General features: G+C 35.6%; 15 protein-coding genes. 8 read left to right on the forward strand and 7 right to left on the reverse strand.

Annotated features, from left to right (window positions below; all coding sequences use genetic code 11):
• Positions 1–157 precede the first annotated feature (157 nt).
• The 6 genes from AC52CF_RS09810 (at position 158) to AC52CF_RS09835 (ending at position 6,195) form a co-directional block, all read left to right on the forward strand.
• A complete protein-coding gene (locus AC52CF_RS09810) occupies positions 158–505 on the forward strand; it encodes a hypothetical protein (protein ID WP_214589759.1) in 348 nt (115 codons plus the stop codon).
• 111 nt (positions 506–616) lie between these two features.
• Positions 617–1,864: a hypothetical protein gene (locus AC52CF_RS09815; protein ID WP_290263095.1), complete on the forward strand. Its 1,248-nt coding sequence runs from the start codon at positions 617–619 to the stop codon at positions 1,862–1,864.
• A gap of 313 nt (positions 1,865–2,177) precedes the next feature.
• Positions 2,178–3,401, forward strand: coding sequence for a hypothetical protein (locus AC52CF_RS09820; protein ID WP_214589757.1), 1,224 nt, complete (start codon positions 2,178–2,180; stop codon positions 3,399–3,401).
• The gene (locus tag AC52CF_RS09825) at positions 3,401–4,195 is read left to right on the forward strand and encodes an alpha-ketoglutarate-dependent dioxygenase AlkB (RefSeq protein ID WP_375181565.1); all 795 of its coding nucleotides are present in this window, start codon (positions 3,401–3,403) and stop codon (positions 4,193–4,195) included. Before AC52CF_RS09820 ends, AC52CF_RS09825 begins: the two co-directional genes overlap by 1 nt.
• Before the next feature lie 273 nt (positions 4,196–4,468).
• Positions 4,469–5,077 (forward strand): hypothetical protein, encoded by a 609-nt coding sequence (locus AC52CF_RS09830; protein WP_214589755.1) that lies wholly within the window; start codon positions 4,469–4,471, stop codon positions 5,075–5,077.
• A complete protein-coding gene (locus AC52CF_RS09835; RefSeq protein ID WP_375191010.1) occupies positions 5,077–6,195 on the forward strand; it encodes an FAD-dependent monooxygenase in 1,119 nt (372 codons plus the stop codon). Before AC52CF_RS09830 ends, AC52CF_RS09835 begins: the two co-directional genes overlap by 1 nt.
• 585 nt (positions 6,196–6,780) lie before the next feature.
• Here AC52CF_RS09835 and AC52CF_RS09840 read toward each other — a convergent pair.
• The 6 genes from AC52CF_RS09840 to kdsA form a co-directional block, all read right to left on the reverse strand.
• Positions 6,781–9,570: a multicopper oxidase domain-containing protein gene (locus AC52CF_RS09840; RefSeq protein WP_496518118.1), complete on the reverse strand. Its 2,790-nt coding sequence runs from the start codon at positions 9,568–9,570 to the stop codon at positions 6,781–6,783.
• Positions 9,571–9,845: 275 nt separating this feature from the next.
• On the reverse strand, positions 9,846–10,319 hold the full coding sequence (locus AC52CF_RS09845) for a DUF3347 domain-containing protein (RefSeq protein WP_496518119.1): 474 nt from the start codon (positions 10,317–10,319) through the stop codon (positions 9,846–9,848).
• A gap of 109 nt (positions 10,320–10,428) precedes the next feature.
• On the reverse strand, positions 10,429–10,806 hold the full coding sequence (locus AC52CF_RS09850; RefSeq protein WP_496518120.1) for an HYC_CC_PP family protein: 378 nt from the start codon (positions 10,804–10,806) through the stop codon (positions 10,429–10,431).
• A 107-nt stretch (positions 10,807–10,913) separates the two neighbouring features.
• The gene (locus tag AC52CF_RS09855; protein ID WP_496518121.1) at positions 10,914–13,160 is read right to left on the reverse strand and encodes a TonB-dependent receptor plug domain-containing protein; all 2,247 of its coding nucleotides are present in this window, start codon (positions 13,158–13,160) and stop codon (positions 10,914–10,916) included.
• Positions 13,161–13,200: 40 nt separating this feature from the next.
• Positions 13,201–13,716 (reverse strand): hypothetical protein, encoded by a 516-nt coding sequence (locus AC52CF_RS09860; protein ID WP_375191012.1) that lies wholly within the window; start codon positions 13,714–13,716, stop codon positions 13,201–13,203.
• Positions 13,716–14,525, reverse strand: a complete 810-nt coding sequence (gene kdsA / locus AC52CF_RS09865) for a 3-deoxy-8-phosphooctulonate synthase (RefSeq protein ID WP_496518122.1) — start codon at positions 14,523–14,525, stop codon at positions 13,716–13,718. The genes AC52CF_RS09860 and kdsA overlap by 1 nt, the downstream gene beginning before the upstream one ends.
• Before the next feature lie 194 nt (positions 14,526–14,719).
• On the opposite strand from kdsA, the gene pncA reads away from it, so the two are divergent.
• The gene (gene pncA / locus AC52CF_RS09870; RefSeq protein WP_108410940.1) at positions 14,720–15,325 is read left to right on the forward strand and encodes a bifunctional nicotinamidase/pyrazinamidase; all 606 of its coding nucleotides are present in this window, start codon (positions 14,720–14,722) and stop codon (positions 15,323–15,325) included.
• A gap of 597 nt (positions 15,326–15,922) precedes the next feature.
• Here the strand turns inward: pncA and AC52CF_RS09875 are convergent.
• Positions 15,923–17,068 carry a pseudouridine synthase gene (locus tag AC52CF_RS09875; RefSeq protein WP_228457585.1) on the reverse strand — a complete coding sequence of 382 codons (1,146 nt, stop codon included), beginning with the start codon at positions 17,066–17,068 and terminating at the stop codon, positions 15,923–15,925.
• A 103-nt stretch (positions 17,069–17,171) separates the two neighbouring features.
• Here AC52CF_RS09875 and aroB point away from each other — a divergent pair, with 103 nt between their 5' ends.
• Entirely contained in the window at positions 17,172–18,224 is a 1,053-nt protein-coding gene (aroB, locus tag AC52CF_RS09880) for a 3-dehydroquinate synthase (RefSeq protein WP_496518123.1), read from the forward strand.
• Positions 18,225–18,305: the final 81 nt, after the last annotated feature.

Below are 18,305 nucleotides of genomic sequence, written 5' to 3' on the forward strand. Positions count from 1 at the left end.
CGAAACAATATTACGCGGAGCTTGATTTTCAGGTTCCGCTTTTTTATTTTTGCTGAAATGAATGAATCACAACTTTTTATCGGAGGAATTATCCTGATTTTTATTTTCGGGAATATATTCGTTTACTTCTTAAATAAAAATAAACAGAAACGGTTTTATGATTTCATCAGAGACAGAGAATTATACTTTAGTTCGAAATGTGGAAGCCGAGATAGAAGGCTATTCAAAATTAGGTGCAAAAATAAGCTACAGAAAAGCAGATATTGTTTTTCTGGATGACGAAATTTTCATTCTGACAATCAATAAACCCATCATTCAGCTTACTAAAAGTTATGAGGATTTTCCAGAGGTTTTCTATAAATATTCTTACTATGCAAAACAAAAAGTAAAAGAAAGACTAGAAATAAGGAATTCTAATAGAAGCATTAAAGTAAATCTTAACCTCAAAAAAAAAGATTTTGATTTAGAAAAATATATTAAAGGTCAAAATATGCATGATAATTGACCACTCATAAAACATAAATTTAATACATAATTAATCCGCTTGAAATCCAATTAGAAAAAGAATCCGATAGTTTCGCATGCAATTTAAAATCCCAAACAAATTAAATTAATCATGATTCAAAGAAAACTTTTCGGATGGATGCTTTTGCTTACCATAACGAGCATAGGATGTACAGATAATGAAATCGCTTCCACTTTAAAAGAAGAAAATTTATCTTCAAAAGCCGATCTCGGCAAAGCTGCCGCAGACGTAAGCGTAAATGCTTACACCGATACAAGCACATACATCAATTCCGGTTTTAGCTTTTTAAATCCTTCACAGATTGATAAAAACCGTCAGGCAATCGGCGGAAATGCTTATACCGAAGTCTACGGATTCAATATTCCTGAAGAAAACAGAGTGAGAGGAATCCGATGGAACACCGATGATGAAACAACTTCTCTTTGGAGACCGCAGGGAATTTCAGGATTTACCAAAGATGGGGTCCGTTATCTTTTGGTGAGTTGGTATGCGAAAGATGAAGCAGAATTTAAAGGTTCCCGAATTACCCTGATTGACATCAGTCCGAGTTCCAGTACATATCTTACTTACCGTCATATTCTTTTGGTTCAGCCCGATATTCCGGCAGGTACAACAGGCTATTCGCAGTATGGTTCTTATGCTCCGCTGAATGTTCATGCAGGCGGAATTGCCTATTTTAAAGGTAAAATTTATCTCAGCAGTACAAATTTAGGCGTCCGTGTTTTCGATCTGAATAAAATTATTGAAGTAAGTACAGGCGACACAACCAATGATAAATGTGGTAAAGATTCTAACGGAAACCTGTTCGCTTTCAATTACAGGTACATATTGCCGCAGACAGGATATCAGAAGATCAATAACGCAAATCCTTTCTCTACGATTCAGGTAAATGATGAAGGAACGCAGTTCTGGACAGGACAATATTATTCAGGCAGCGCGGATGCTTCCATTGTCCCAAAAGTATTTGGTTTTCCGGTTGATACGAACGGTAGACTTCAGAATACAGGAATTGTAACCGTGACTCCGAAAAACAGTCTTTTCACAGACAATCATGCGCACGGAATTCAGGGTGTTTTCAGAAAGGGCAACAGAACATGGCTTTCCTGTACCGGATCTCCAAGCAATTCTTACGGATCAAACGCGAGATTAGCGCGTTATACGGATGGTGCAGACGATACGGTACGTTTCAGATGGCCTTACGGAGCGGAATCTCTTTACTATGAATCTCAATATAATTATTTGTGGAGTTTAACCGAATACGAACCGAATGCAGGAGCACAAAACGGAAGTCAGGTGAACCGATGCATCTTTGCGGTTGATTTTTCCAAATACGAATAGTACAATTTGAATCTGAAATTCAAAAAACAGATAAAGACCGTCATTGTGATGGTCTTTTTTAATTCTAAAATTTGGATTTTATCTGCGATAAAATTCAGCAACAATCTTTATGAAAATCTTTAATTTTCTTGCGCTTTAAAGATTTGAGATTAATAAAAAACTTACGTCTTTGCGTTTTCCAACAAGAATATTTTATTTTTAAGCCTCCTTAGCTTAAAAAAACTGAGTGAAAATCAATGTATTTATTCCTTAAGGGCTTTAAGATTTTAAAACATTTAAAATTTTAGCTATCTTCACTTTTCAATTGAGAAACATGAATAACCATTCAGAAGAAAACAAAATATCAAAAGAGAAAAATGTTCTTGTTGTTTTAAATAACAGTCAGGAAATCAATACAGAACTTCAGTACATCATCGATCATTTCTGCGGAACCGTAGTTCATGAGCTTAGTCCGGAACTTGATCATCAAAAAATATACATCTGCGGAAATTTGGAAAATATTCAGAAAGACCATCATTTCCTGCATATCATTAAAGAATTTTCGGTGAATTTTGAAAATAGCAGCGAAGAAAAATCAAAGGTTATTCAAATTGGAGAAGTTCCGGTTATTGTAAGCAATGCGGGAGTCTATTTCCGAAGAATTTTTCATGAGAAGAATATTTTTGAAAAAGTAAAATCTGAACATCATTTTCAGGAGCTTACAGAATCCAATAAAGAAGCGAAAGCTCTGAGAAAAGGCGTTTATCTGAGTAAAGTGACTCATGAAGCCAATGAAAACGGAGAACAAACACTGCATTTCAATTTGTTGAGATGTTCGAGTAATCTGACAGGACCTACAGATAATTTCAGAGAAACCGACCGAAAAATTATAGCTCTTCTTAACGAATGTGCAAAAGAAACTTTTGAATATGAAACCGATCTGAATCACGCTTTGGTACAGATTTATGAGAACAAAAAGAAAACTTCCGATGCTGAAAAGGAAGTGAAAGCTAAAATTAAAGCCCATTCCGATAAAACGAAGGATATGCCGAAAGAAGGACTGATCGCATTCTGTACTTTCTACGACGATTCCAATTCCGACCATTTAAAACCATCGGAAACAGATCGATTTGATGTGTGTTATAAGCAAACGAGCGCATTAACAAGACTCCATTTCAGGCTTAAGAAAACGGTTGAGGATGAATCTCTGGAAAAAGAATTTACGGTTACTTTATACCCGGATTCTGCGTTTATTATTCCGCTGTCTACCAACAGATTGTATACACATGAAATCCGCCCTTCTGTTTTGGGAGTCGATCAGATTCCGATAAGAATGGGATATGTGGTTCGTTGTTCGAATCTTGAGGCGATGTACAGAGACAATCAGACCTACATCAGAGAAAGCGGTAGTTATGTTAAATTGGAAAGCATGACTCCTGAAATGCAGGCGGAACTTCGCAATTCTTATTACGAAGAGAACATGACGGAGAATAAGGTAAACTATAAAACAACCCATTTCAGCATGAATCTGGGCGATTATGAAAAACCAATACTGTAATGAGCAGCTTCGGATTTTATAAAATAAGGCTTCCTGAAAAGCAAAATACATTTGAAAATCTCTTGAATTCTGCGGATTTTGAAGCAACAGGAAAAGGCAGGCTCGGAAATCATCTCGTGAAAGAAGAAAACGGAACTTTTGCTGTTGTAAGAACAACAACAAGATATCAGATTCCGGCGAATCTCTTTTCTAGGGTTCATCATTCCGTTGTTGAACAAATTAACCAAACAATTTCAGCCGAAATAACAGATGTGCCTGAACAGCATTTCAACAATGCATTGATTGAAGTGTATGATTCTTCGTACTCGAAAATGGGTTTTCATTCCGATCAGGCTTTGGATCTGGAAGATCATTCATTTATTGCTTTGTTTTCATGCTATGAAAATCCAGATCAGTTAAAAGAAAATCAGCTCAGAAAGCTTGTTATAAAAGACAAAATCACGGAAGAAGAATCTGAAATTATACTGGATCATCATTCTGTTGTACTATTTTCGGTAGAAACGAATAAAAAGTTTCAGCATAAAATTGTTCTGAATTCCAACTCTAATTCTAAAGGCTTTACGGATAACAGATGGTTGGGAATGACGTTCAGAACTTCCAAAACCTTTATCAGATTTAAGGACAACCAACCGTATTTTTCAACCGGAGAATTATTTATTTTAGCCGATGAAGAAAAGGAAAAAGAGTTTTTCCGGCTGAGAGGAGAAGAAAACCGTTCTCTGGATTTTGTTTATCCAGATCTGTTTTTCACAATAAGTCCGGCAGATCTTTTAATTCCTGAAATCAAAAATTAAATAACTTCAGTTCGGATAAAAAATAACTTTAAATAATTGATTTATAACACTATAATGATTTATCGCAAAGAAAAACAAAAGATTTTTTTACTTATTGAAAGTTTGTAGCTAAACAAAGGCACTTCGTTTATTTAAAAAAGACAAAATAGTATTACTTTGATAAGTTTTACGCCATTGTATATCTTAAAAGCTGAATTCTTAATAATTGAATCTCTTTGTTTAGCATTGCGTTTAAGAAGACTTATCCGAACTCATATGAAATATATACACAACATGAAAAAATTATTTTTTACTTCTACCCTGCTTTTAGCCCTGTTTTCCTGCAATGAAAACAGATCCGAAAATAAACCTTTGGTTGAAAATGCAGTAGACAATGCGGAATCTTCCGCTTCAGGCTCCATAACAAAAGGAACAAGATTTTCTTCCCGTGAAGATGATATGGTTCATCAGATTTATGATGAATTGCTTAAAAACGATAAAAATCTTCAGGCTCTTGATGAAAAAGTAAGCATGATCGACAGCAAAACAGATGAGGCTACACTTGAATATGATGATGTCATTAGCAAATCTGAAACCTATTACAGCAATGCGGAATCTTTGGCTAAATCTCTAAGCGATTCAATATCACGAAAAGCAATTGAAGCAGAAATTAAAAAAAGCGCAGAACGCTATAATCTCAAAGTGAAAAAGATAAAAGATCTGATTGAAGAAATTACAAAAAACCGTGAAAGAATTCACGATACGTATACAATTTTCAAAATCAGAAAAACCCTTCCTGAAATTGAAAAATATCAGAATGCACATCCTTTAAAAACAGACAGTCTGGATAATTTTATCAGTAAACAGAATCAACTGCTGAGCGAATTGAAAAATCTAAAATAATGAATGAAATATCGATCATCGGAGGCGGAATCGGCGGTTTAACATTAGGAAATATCCTGAAACAACAAAACATTGATTTTACCCTGTATGAATCGGCAGCGGAAATAAAACCTGTCGGTTCCGGAATTATGATGGCAATCAACGCGATGCAGATCTTCGATAGATTGGGGTTAAAAGAAAAAATTGAACAGGCAGGAAACAAAATTCACGGCATTTCGATTACAGATGAAAAGCTGAAACCTATTTCTAAAACCAATGTTCTGGAATTGGAGAAGAAATACAATTCATGCAATGTAGCCATTCACAGAGCCGATCTGCAAAAGATTTTGGCGGAAAATATCGGCTATGAAACTATTCAACTGAATCATGCGCTGAACAAAATTGAGAAGAAAGAAAATTATATTTTACATTTTGGAAACGGAACTGAAACTGAAAGCAAAATTGTTTTCGGAGCAGATGGAATTCATTCAAAAGTCAGAAACCAGATTTTCGGAACCGGAACCATCAGAAATACACAGCAATTGTGCTGGCGCGGTTTGGCAGAATTTGATCTTCCTGAAAATTTCCACCATGAAGCCATTGAAGCATGGGGAAAAGGAAAACGTTTTGGTTTTGTAAGAATGACCGACCGAAAAATATACTGGTACGCTGTTATTAATAAAAACATTCATCAGAATGAAAATCAATTAGCTGAAAATTTTTACGGGTTTCATCCTCTGGTTCTTGAAATTATTGAGAAAACATTTCAGGAAAATATCATTTTTAACGAAATTATCGACCTCGCTCCTATTCCGAAATGGCACACTCATCATCTTTGTCTGATCGGCGATGCCGCACATGCTACAACGCCGAATCTCGGGCAGGGAGCCTGTCAGTCGATTGAAGACGCTTATATCATCGGAAAACTGTTGGAAAAGCATCAGAATTTTAATGAAGTTTTTGAAAATTTTCAGAAGATCAGGAGAAAAAAAGTAGATTATGTAGTCGATACAAGCTGGAAAATCGGACAGATTTCTCAATGGGAAAAAGGAACTTTTCTAAGGAATTTCATGTTCAGATTGATTCCTGAAAGTTTTAATCAAAAACTGGTTGAAAAAACAATTCGACTGGAAATGTAGTTCCCAGACATTTTGATTATTTGTCTACTTGTTTTTTAACGCGAAGAATGCAAAGATTTTCTTTTAAAAACTTACCGGATATTTTTAAGTTCGCTAAGGCGTTTGACTTTAATAAGCACACAGAGCGTTTTTTATTACATCCTAATTATTTTTAAACGTATCCTTCATTTTGCCTGCAAATTCTTAATCTTTCTTAACTTCTTAACTGCTCTTAATGTTTATCTTTTTACAACACAATAGGCGCAAAAGTTTCTTTGAAATTATTGAGAATATTCTTCGTTCGCAAAGCTACTTCGACAAGCTCAGTAACTATTCACTCAGTGAAGATTGCCAAAGGTAAATCATAAAACGTTCGCTTAATAACAGATGAAATCTGAATAACTTTGCTTTACTTTAAAATATTTACCTTAAAATATCAACTTTGCGTTAAAATTTTCAGTCTGAATGCAATTGAAAAATTTTAATTAAACTGTCTAATAAATTTTCAGCAAACTTTCAGATAAATTTCATGCAGTTTATAGAAAATAAAAATCCTCCAAAATTTAAAAATCTTGAAGGATTGAATTCTATTTTGTTATAAAAACTTTAATAAGTAAGGGTAATTCCGGCTCCCCATCCCATTTCATTATCATAATTTCCGGAAACAGACAGCCATTTCTGTAGAATGTAGCGCAAACCTGTATTGAATTCGCCATCAGAATTAACCGTAAAATTTCCGCGAAGCCTTCTTGAAAGCGGAATATCTTCCCTGCTGAATTCCAGTAAAACCTTTCCTTTCTGGTCTACACTTGCATCCGCTGTAATGAGCATCGGCAAAAGATACTGCATCCCGACCGTAAATGCACCCTGAGTTTTGGAAGCTTTCTGCTGTCCAAACCACGTTTTTTTTCCATGAAAATCCATTCCCATTTCTTCTGCCATTTTTCGTTCCATAATTTCATGATTTTTCTGAATTCTGAAACCCGCATAAGGAATTGCCCACTGGAATTTCCCTAAAAATCTGCCGACTTTAAAATTTCCGTCAAAATGATCAAAATCCCAGTTCGAGTGAAATTCATTTAAATTTGCCCATCTCGGTCCGAACATCGTCATGGATTCAGCATGTATTTTATTGCTGTTAATGTCAAGCATTGCCATTGAGCTTATCATTCTGTTGTCTTTCAGAAAATTTTTCCAAGCCAGTTTTCTGTCAGGCAATTGTGGATTTGGCTTTGAATTTTCATAGCTGAAAATTCTTCCCATTCCCGCCATCATGTGATACAGAATGTGGCAGTGGAAAAACCAGTCGCCATCCTGATTGGCAGCAAATTCAATCGTATTGGTTTCCATCGGCATAATATCCACAACATTTTTCAGCGGAGAATATTCACCTTTTGAGTTGATTAATCTGAAATCATGACCGTGAAGATGCATCGGATGGCGCATCATTGAGTTGTTATACATTGTAATCCTCAGAATTTCCCCTTTTTTCACTAAAATTTTATCGGTTTCCGTCACCGTTTTATTATCTAAAGTCCAGAGATAATGATTCATATTTCCTTCCAGAGTAAATTTCAGTTCGCGGACATTTTCTGTCGGAAGAATGGTTTTCTCAGGAGATTTTAACAGATTATAGGACAATCTTTTAATTGATTTTTCTTCCTTCATTTCCATCGAATGACCGGAATGCTCTTCGTTTTCCTCTTTGGTTTTGATGCCCATCATTTCATTCATGTGCTTCATCGTCATTTTTCTTTGACTTTCAGGAAGTTCGGGATACATCACTTCATTCATGTCCATCATCTGATTGCCCATCGTCATGTTCATCGGCTTCATATTTCCGCTCATTTCCATCATTCCGTTCATCATTTTCATGCCTTCGAAAAGCTTTAACCGTGGTAAATCCGGTGCTTCGATTTTTTCCCCTGAACCCAGCCAAAGCGAAGCGTGACCAATTCTGTCCTCCGAAGTTGCCCTAAATTCGAAACTTTTATTTTCCGGAATGGTGACTTCAATATCGTAAGTTTCCGAAACTCCTACAATCAGTCGGTCGACTTCCACAGGAACCACATCGTTTCCGTCATTTCCTACTACTTTTATCTTTCCGCCTCCGAAATTCAGCCAGAAATAAGTGGATGAACCTCCATTTGCAACTCTTAACCGTATTTTATCTCCAGCTTTTAAATTGGAATAAGCAGAGCTTGGCTGTCCGTTGATGAGAAATTTATCGTAGAAAACATCACTTACGTCCATAGCTTCCATCCTTTTCCATTCATTCAGCACTTTTGTCCCGAAGTTTCCGGATTTTATGGCTTCCCAGTAACTTTGCACTGAATTTTTCTTAATGGCATACCAATCTGTATTCGCCATGTGAAGTCGTCTTGCAATCTGCATCGGATTTTCATCACTCCAGTCACCGAGTAAAACAGGGATTTCCTGAGTGTAATTTACTTTTGGCTCTACTTCTCTTTTTTGAAACACCAAAATTCCGTTCATCCCGATCTGTTCCTGCAAACTTTCATGAGAATGATACCAATATGTTCCGTTTTGGGAAACCTTAAATTTATACAAATGTGTTTCTCCCGGTTTTACAGGTTTTGTTGTTAAGTACGGAACTCCGTCATGTTCATTCGGTAAAATCACGCCATGCCAGTGAAATCCTGTGTTTTCTTTGAGCATATTGTGAAGATAAATTTCGGCAGTATCGCCTTCCGTGAAATATAAAGTCGGAGCCTGTAATTTTCCGTTGACAGCAATCGCTCTGCGGTTTTTTCCAGTAAAATTGACGATCGTATCTTTGACATATAAATCATAACGAACCGTTTTTCCTCCAAAACTTACTCTGCCGTTTTCCGAATTTCTTTTTAAAACAGAATTATCAGGTTTTGGTTCCGGATCAGATTGATGCTGTGAATGATTTTCAATTTCTATTAGATCCATTCCGCATTTCGGACATTTTCCGGGTTTGTCTGAAATGATTTCCGGATGCATCGGACAGGTATATTTTTGAGGCTGAGATTGGGTTTTAGAATGAGACTTTGACTGTGTTAAAACTTTAGTCTCAGATGTACTTAAAACAGGTTTAGAAATATTTGATTTGTAAGATTTGTCTGTCTTTTTAAAATCATTCTTTTTCTCAATCTTAGCCTTACTCTTATTATTAATTTCTTTTGATTTTATTTCTGTTTTCTGTACGGGTTCTGCTTCCGGCTTTGAAATAGTCTTCGGTTTTACAGCAACAACTTTTTTCCTTAAGGTCATTCCGCATTTCGGGCAGTCTCCCGGTTTTGAAGAAACGATTTCAGGATGCATCGGACAACTGAAATAGGTTTTTTTAGTCTGTGAGAAACTGAAAACAGAGAATAAAAACAGCAGAAATATTATTATTTTTTTCATAATATTTCGAAGTTTTTTGAAGTTGTATAACCTGAATTAAATTTTAAAAGCTTTCATTTTGAGCGAAAAGAAGTGGAGTGGAAAAATCTAAATCACTTAATTTTTAACGTAAAGCTCACAAAGATTTTGTTGAAATTATTGAGAATATTTTTAAATTCACAAAGCGTTTCACTTAACTAAGATCTCAAAGTTTTGGAATACCCTCCAAATCAATACATTAAAGTAAATTTTAATTTAAGCTATACAAATTATTATTTTTAAATAAGATATAATTGTTATTTAATTGTTGTTTTTACATTTCCGCAGGAAAGCATTGATTTTCCGTAGTAAGGATTTGCGATTTTTGACTCATCACTCAGCCAGCTTCCGTCTGCCATTGGACAATACTGAACATAAACCGGATTTTCAGAAAATTTGAATTCTTTTGCCAAAGCGATCATATTATCGGAAAGATTCATAAATGTTTCTCTTTGTGTACTGATGTTTCTTGCTTCAGAAATTGCAGTAGCATCTTTTCTTAGAATATTTAAATTTCCTTCCGAAACCTGTTTGTAATCAATTGTAGAAGCTGTTTTAATGAATTCTGTAGCCGCTTTTGAGGTTTTATCGGCATCGTCTGAAGCCAGAGCAGATTTTATAGCAATATAATTTTGATATAGTTTGGTAACCTGTGCATCTTTTTTAGATTGCGCTGAAATTGAAATAATTGAGAATAATGAGAATATTGCTGTAATGATATATTTTTTCATTGTTTTAAATTTTAGAATTAATTTTTAAAGAAAAAGTTGGTAAATTGATCGCGCAAAGCGACAAGCCGTGTCGTTCGTAATGATCAAAAGATCAAACGACTGACAGATTTTAAATTCTAAAATTACAATGACTGATAAAGATCGGAACGGAACGGTTTTCCGGCGGCGCATTGATCTGAATCTGAGTAAATTTTGTTGTCGAAAAAGAATGATCTGTAAAGAAAAATTCATTTTTCCGAATGTCATGGATTTGTTTTAAAAAATCAATTTTAAGAAAATCTGACTTTTGGGAATCATCAACTTTTACAATTTTGATTTCTGTCTTACAACAATCCTTTTTGGTTTTTACGCCACATTTGCTGCAGACATCATCCACTTTCTGACTGATGGAAGCCAGTTCATTCATGCAATAATGAACACTGAAAACCGCTCCGGAAGAAAAACCGAAGTAGAATACAGAGAACAGGATGGCAAGAATCTTTTTCATTGAGACAAAGTTAAAAATATGAAGACAATCTTCGTTATAAAATTCTGTAAAGATGTTATAAAATTCAGGAAATAAAAAAACTCCCGAAAAAATTCAGGAGTCTGTATTTATTTTATTCTAAATTCAAGTTTCACATTGAAGAAACGTCCTGTTAAACGTACAGGAACAGGATACATCAGATTGGTATTCGCATCGGTAATCCACTGATTGGAAACTGTATTTCTGATATTGAAGGCATTAAAAACCTGAACACCCAGCGTCAGTTCATCAAAATTACCCCAGAAACCATATGCCTGATTTTTCTCTTTAGGATCGATGAAGGCATAAGAAAGTCCTAAATCTACCCTTTTATAAGACGTCAAAGTTTTTTGATAGGAATATCCTGCAAGATAATCGATTTTTCTGTTTTCATCCAATACGATCGGCGATCCTGTAGGCAATCCCATTGCGTAAGTTAACGTAAGATTGACACGCATTTTCGGGAATCTCGGCATATAATCCTGATAAAACATCGCAAATCTTAACCTTTGATCGGTTGGTCTCGGAATGTCTCCTCTCCCATCAATATTTTCATACACTCGGGCATAACTTGCCGATAACCAGGAATCCACTCCGGGAACAAATTCTCCGAATAATCTGGTGTCAATTCCGTATGCGTAACCCGAAGCATTATTTTTTCCGGAGTAACGTATTCTCACATTATCCATGAAATACGGAATCAGATCATTCATTTTCTTGTAATACAGTTCCATAGTCAGCTTAAACGGTCTGTCATACATCTGGAATTCGTAATCGTTCGCCAGAATTGCCTGAATAGATCTCTGGGATTTTATATTTGAATTAAAATTTCCGTCTAAGTCTTTGATTTCCTTGTAAAAAGGAGCCTGATAATAGATACCTCCGGAAAGTCTGAACAACATATCGGTATCCCAATCCGGCTTGATTGCAAACTGAGCTCTCGGAGAGAAAATAGTTTCGTTATTGAAACTCCAGTGCGATACTCTTGCTCCCGCGTTTACAAATACTTTATTGCTTCCCCAGAAAAATTTCTGAGAATACTGCGCGTAAGCAGACATTCTTGTCGGCTGAATATCATTTTTCCCTGCAATGCTGTAATATAATTTTAGATCCGGCGGATTTCTGGGATCTAAAAGTGCGGAAATCGGCGTGCTGTAACCTGCAGAATCTACCAGTTTCCATTCGTTGGTAAGATCTTTCAGATTTTCTTTTTCATATTTAAATCCGACTTCAATATCTGTATTTACGTTAGGCGAAAAACGGGTTCGGAACTGTGTTCCGTATGTTTTTACATATAAATCATTTCTTGCATGCTCTATTTGTCCTCCTGTATCATAAGAAGTAACGGGTTCTCCCGTGATCGGATCAAAAGTCTGTAAAACGTAAGCCGAAGCAATGGTATAATATTCTCTTTCACGGTTTTGGTAGGCAAAAGCGTCTAAAGTAAATCTCCATTTATCGGATGGTTTATAGTTCAGGGAGAATGTTCCCATCATATTTTTATACTTATCATCTTCACGGCCACCATAATTTACCGTTAAATTAATCGGCTGCTGCAAAGATCCGAAGTCTACACTTCTCGCTTTCGGAATCATTTCGTAATCATTCTTGGAATAATATCCTATGAATGAAGCCGTAAATTTCGGGCTGAAATGATAATTCAGATACGTCTGAAAATCCATGTATTTCGGATTAAAGTCTGTATCTTCTTTCAGGGTATTAAGAACAAGGTTTGTATTTCTGTATCTTCCTGAAAATAAAGCGGTAAATTTCCTGTTTCCTTCTTTATCTTTTCCGAGAGCAAAACCGGTGGATAATCTTCCTCCGATTAAACTTCCTTCTCCGGAAACTTCAAATTTTTCAGGTTCACGGTAATAGATATTTAAAGCAGATGACATTTTATCGCCGTATCTCGGCTCGAAACCTCCGGCTGAGAAATTAACGGTGGAAACCATATCGGGATTGATGATGCTTAACCCTTCCTGCTGAGAATTTCTGATGAGGAATGGTCTGTAGATCTCAATATCATTAATATAGATCAGGTTTTCGTCATAGTTTCCGCCACGAACCATATATTGTGAAGATAGCTCCGTATTGGAGTTTACGGAAGGCAGAGTTTTAAGAATTCCTTCGATACCCCCGGAAATGCTTGCCACATTCTGAGCATCTTTTGCCGAAATTTTTACGGCGGTGATATCGTTGGTTTTTCCTGTTACTTTTTTCTGGAAAACTACTTCTTCAATAGTTTCGGTCTTCACTGTATCCCTCTTTTTTTTTACCTGAGAGAATACTAATGCAGGAACCATAAGGCTCAATGGTAAAACTAGTTTTTTCAAAAGAAATGCTTTAAAATTTCAAACGGTTAATTTATAACTTTTATTTTATAATTTGACTTTGCAGGAAAACTTTTGACCATTCTTCTACAAAATCCTTTGGTAAATTCTTTTCTTTAATTGCTGCAAGACACATAAATACATCATTGTCGCCTTTTACAAAATATTGTATCTGAGATTCTGTAGTTGTTGAATTGGTATAAGAATCTGCTTCAGCAGTAAAAAGAATGTATTCTCTTTCGCCTTTTTTATTTCGGGACAACTCTTTTATTCGCAAATTTTTGGTTTTAGACTGAAGAAGCTTTTTATTATTGTCAAAAAAAGTCTGCAACGGAATTTTTGCCAGATTTTTGGATACTAATTTTGTAATTATAATATCATAGTTGTCCCAGTTCTGACCTTTTGGAATATATTCCATCATTATCATTTGGTCATTTTCCTGTTTTTCCTCTAAATGAAGATTATATTTTTCAGGCAAAGAAAATTGTAAAGAATCTCTTTTTTGAGAATAAAAAACAGCTGAAAAAGAAAGAACTAAAGGTAAAAAAAGTTTTGTCATTATAAAATCGCTTCTCTTACTCTGGTTAGTTTTTGTAGTAAATCTTCAAGCAGATCCAGTCTCAGCATATTGGCTCCGTCGGACAAAGCGGTTTCGGGAGTGGGATGCGTTTCGATGAAAATTCCGTCTGCACCTACTGCGATTCCGGCTTTTGCTATGGTTTCAATAAGATCCGGTCTTCCTCCTGTAACTCCAGAACTCTGGTTTGGCTGTTGCAGGGAATGCGTAACATCCAGAATGACAGGCGCATAGTTTCGCATGGTTGGAATTCCTCTGTAATCTACCACCAAATCTGTGTAGCCAAAGGTATTTCCTCTTTCTATGATCGCCACTTTCTGATTGTTTGAATCTGTAATTTTTTCAACGGCAAATTTCATGGATTCCGGAGAGAGAAACTGTCCTTTTTTTAAGGTGACACATTTTCCTGTTTGTGCTGCGGCAACCAAAAGGTCTGTCTGGCGAACCAAAAACGCAGGAATCTGCAAAACATCCACATATTGCGCCGCCAAAGCCGCGTGTTCGTTTTCGTGAATATCCGTTGTTGTAGGAATATTGAAAGTTTCCCCTACTTTTTTAAGAATTTCCAGAGATTTTTCTTCTCCGATCGTCGTAAAAGAATCTACTCTGCTTCGGTTGGCTTTTTTAAAGCTTCCTTTAAAAATGTAGGGAATGTTATATTTATTGGTTAATTCCACCACTTTTTCGGCAATTTTCAGCGCCATATCTTCGCCTTCAATGATGCAGGGACCGGCAATTAAAAAAAAGTTTTTGGAATCTTTGTGATGAATATTATCTAAATACTGAATCATTTTATTTTTTGATTAAAAAGTTCAGTAAAAATAGGGAGAAAGTTCGGAAATCCGAAATTATTTAAAGGGTTTTAAAGACTTCGAAACGGATAGCTTCAATAAACTTAATGCCGATTTGTCCGATAATTCTGTTTTGGATAATTTTTTGAAGCTAGGAATTCGTAGATTTATCAAAAATTTCGAGAATTTTAAATATGAAAAAAGCGTTAATAATCGTAGACGTGCAGAATGATTTTTGTGAAGGCGGAGCGTTGGCTGTTCCGGGAGCTAATGAAGTAATTCCTTACATCAATGCTCTGATGGAAGAAAACGAATACGATCAGATTGTACTTACCCAGGACTGGCATCCTGCAGATCATAAAAGTTTTGCCAGCAATAATGGCAGAAAAGTAGGCGAAAGCATTATTTTAAATGGGGTTCCGCAGTTTATGTGGCCCGATCACTGTATTCAGGGAACTTTCGGGGCAGAATTCCATAAGGATCTTAACAGAGACAAAGTAACCCACATCGTACAGAAAGGTAAAAATGTAGAAATCGACAGCTACAGCGGTTTTCAGGACAATAATCATTTCATGAAAACCGGTCTGGACGATTTTTTAAAATATCATGACATCCAGTTGGTGGAAATCGTAGGTCTTGCTATGGATTACTGTGTAAAATATACCTGCACCGATGCTGTAGCCAATGGTTATGTAACCTGTCTTCACTTTAACGGAACACGTGCCGTAAACGTAAAGCCGGATAACGGAAGAGATGCCATTTATGATATGATCCAGAAAGGGGTTACGGTTTTAGGATAGCTTTTAAACACAAATTGCACTGATGTTTTTTCACAGATAGCACAATTTAATATTAAACTTAATAATGAAGTTGTTTAAAGTAAAAGAGTTTGCTCCTTTAGGAGCAGAATCTGTGTAGAAATAAGAATAAATCCGTCAATCAATCCATAGGATTGATATCTTAAATATGATAAATTTCTAAAAATAGCGTTCCTACGGAACGTAGAATGCCATGCGAATATGGTGTCTACACAGATAAAACTCTATAGAGTTTTTTACCATTTTACTTTAAACAACTTTAATATAACTATCGCAAAGACGCAAAATATTCTTTAAATACTGTCTTTTTTTAAGGCTCAAAGATTTTATCTACGATACAATAAGCATTAATCCTTCTTGAAAATCTTTGATTTTCTTGCACCTTAAAGATTGGAGAACTAATAAAAATCTTGGGTCTTTGCGCTTTCCAACAAGAATATTTTATTGATACAAAAGTTTAAATAAACTCATTGTGATATTTGTGAAAAAGCATTCGTGGCATTCGTGTTAAAGCAAAAAAAAAGACGCTGAAAAAAAATTCAACGTCTTTTTATTTTTAGCTTAAAATTTACTTCAAAATTAAAGCATTTTAAGATTATTTACTTCCTGCTCTGTAAGGATTCTCCAGTGTCCTCTTTTGATGTTTTTCTTCGTTAATCCGGCAAACATTACTCGGTCTAAGGCTTCCACTTCATATCCTAATCTCTGGAAAATTCTTCTGATAACACGGTTCCACCCGATGTGGATTTCAATTCCCACTTCATTTTTTGGTTTTCCTTCGATGAACGAAATCTGATCTACCTCAGCAACTCCTTCATCAAGACGGATTCCTTCCGCAATAAGTTTCATATCTTCGTGTGTAAGCTTTTTATCCAGCGTAACGTGATAGATCTTTTTTGCATCAAAAGACGGGTGCGTTAGTTTTTTCGTCATGTGGCCGTCGTTCGTTAAAAGAATAACTCCGGTTGTAGAACGGTCTAATCTTCCTACCGGAAAAACTCTGTATGGTGAAGCGTTCGCTACAAGATCCATTACTGTTTTTCTGGCTTTGTCGTCTTTTGTGGTAGAAATATATCCTTTTGGTTTGTTAAGAAGAACGTAAACCGGTTTTTCAGGGGTAATATTCTGTCCGTCGAAAACCACTTTATCCGTTTTCTGAACCTGATAACCCATTTCCGTCACCACTTTTCCGTTTACTTCCACCAAACCTTGCGTAATCAGCTCATCAGCTTCTCTCCTGCTGCAGATTCCGGAATTGGCGATGTATTTATTCAGACGAATCGTGTCTTTATGTACATCTTTCTCAATTTTATTCAGTCTTCTTTTCTGTACAAAAGATTTATTCTTATCTTCTCTGTTTTCTGTTCCGGGTCTTCTTCCGTATTTCAGGCTGCCTCTTTCGTATTTATCTCTTGTATCAAAAGTATTGGGTCTGCTTCCGCCTCTTTTCGGTGCAGATTTTCCGAAAGATTTTTTTTCTTCCCCTGAACTGGTTATGAATGGCTCTTTTTCAGTCTTTCCGTATTTCTTATCCATTCTGTCCTGATAGCTCGTACCGCTTCTTTTCGAGTCTGAATTTCGCTCACCTGCTTTCGGGAAAGATTTTTTAAAAGGTTTTGATTCTGAAGAATTTCCAGATCTGGAAGCACGAGAATTATCAGAATTTTTCTTGGTTGAAATTCTTGGTCTCTTTGGTCGTTCTGAATTATTATTATCTCTGCTCATTCTAAAAATTTCTGCAAAGATAGTATATTTAATAACGAGTTAAAAATTAAGAATCATAACTTTGCAATATAGTTTTACATTTAACCCTACAGAAAATCTGAAAATGATAACAATATTAAACGATAATTTTTCTCAATTAAACGACTTCTTACACGAAAAATCTTTCAGCAAAATCTTTATTTTAGTTGATGAAAATACACATGAATATTGTCTTCCCATCCTTTTAGGAAACATGGAAACGGATCTCGGATTTGAAATTCTGGAGATTGAAGCCGGTGAAGAAATGAAAAATATACAGACGGCGAACCAGCTTTGGGAAATTCTTACGGAAATGCAGGCAGACCGAAAAGCTCTGGTTATTAATCTCGGCGGTGGCGTTATTACGGACATGGGAGGTTTTGTAGCATCTACTTATAAAAGAGGAATACAGTTCATCAATATTCCAACGACGCTTTTATCGATGTGTGATGCTTCTATCGGAGGAAAAACAGGGATTGATCTTATGCATTATAAAAACATGGTCGGAACTTTTACTTTTCCTGAGAAAATTTTCGTCTATCCTAAATTTCTTGAAACTCTTCCCTTCAAAGAATTAAGAAGCGGATTTGCCGAAATGCTGAAACACGGATTAATTGCCGATAAATCTCACTGGGACAGTCTTACCCAGATCAGTAAACTGGATATTGAAGGCGTAATTCCGCATATTCAGACATCAATGGATATTAAACAAAATGTCGTTCAGGAAGATTTCCACGAAAAAAATATCAGGAAAACACTGAATTTTGGTCATACGATCGGTCATGCCATTGAAAGCTTATGTTTAAGTCAGGGAAACCCTATTCTTCATGGCGAAGCTGTGGCGATGGGAATGATTACGGAAGCGCATCTTGCTTATCTTGAAGGTTTAATTTCTGAAGAAGACACTACGATTATTATAGAAAACATTCAGAAGTATTACCCTTATCTTGATATCAGCGATTTTAAAGACGAAGATATTTTCGGTCTTTTACTTAATGACAAGAAAAATGCTGACAGTAAAATTAATTTCTCGTTGATTACCGGAATCGGAGCATGTAATTTCGATCATCAGTGCAGCCTGAAAAACATCACTTCTTCTTTGGATTTTTACAGAAAAATGAATGATGTTTCTTTATAGTTTCTAAAAATTCACTTAAAAATCGAATATATTTTCAGATCTGTTTTGAATTTAGACTATTTCTAAACAAATGTTTAATTA

It is taken from the genome of Chryseobacterium sp. 2P (assembly GCF_059579425.1).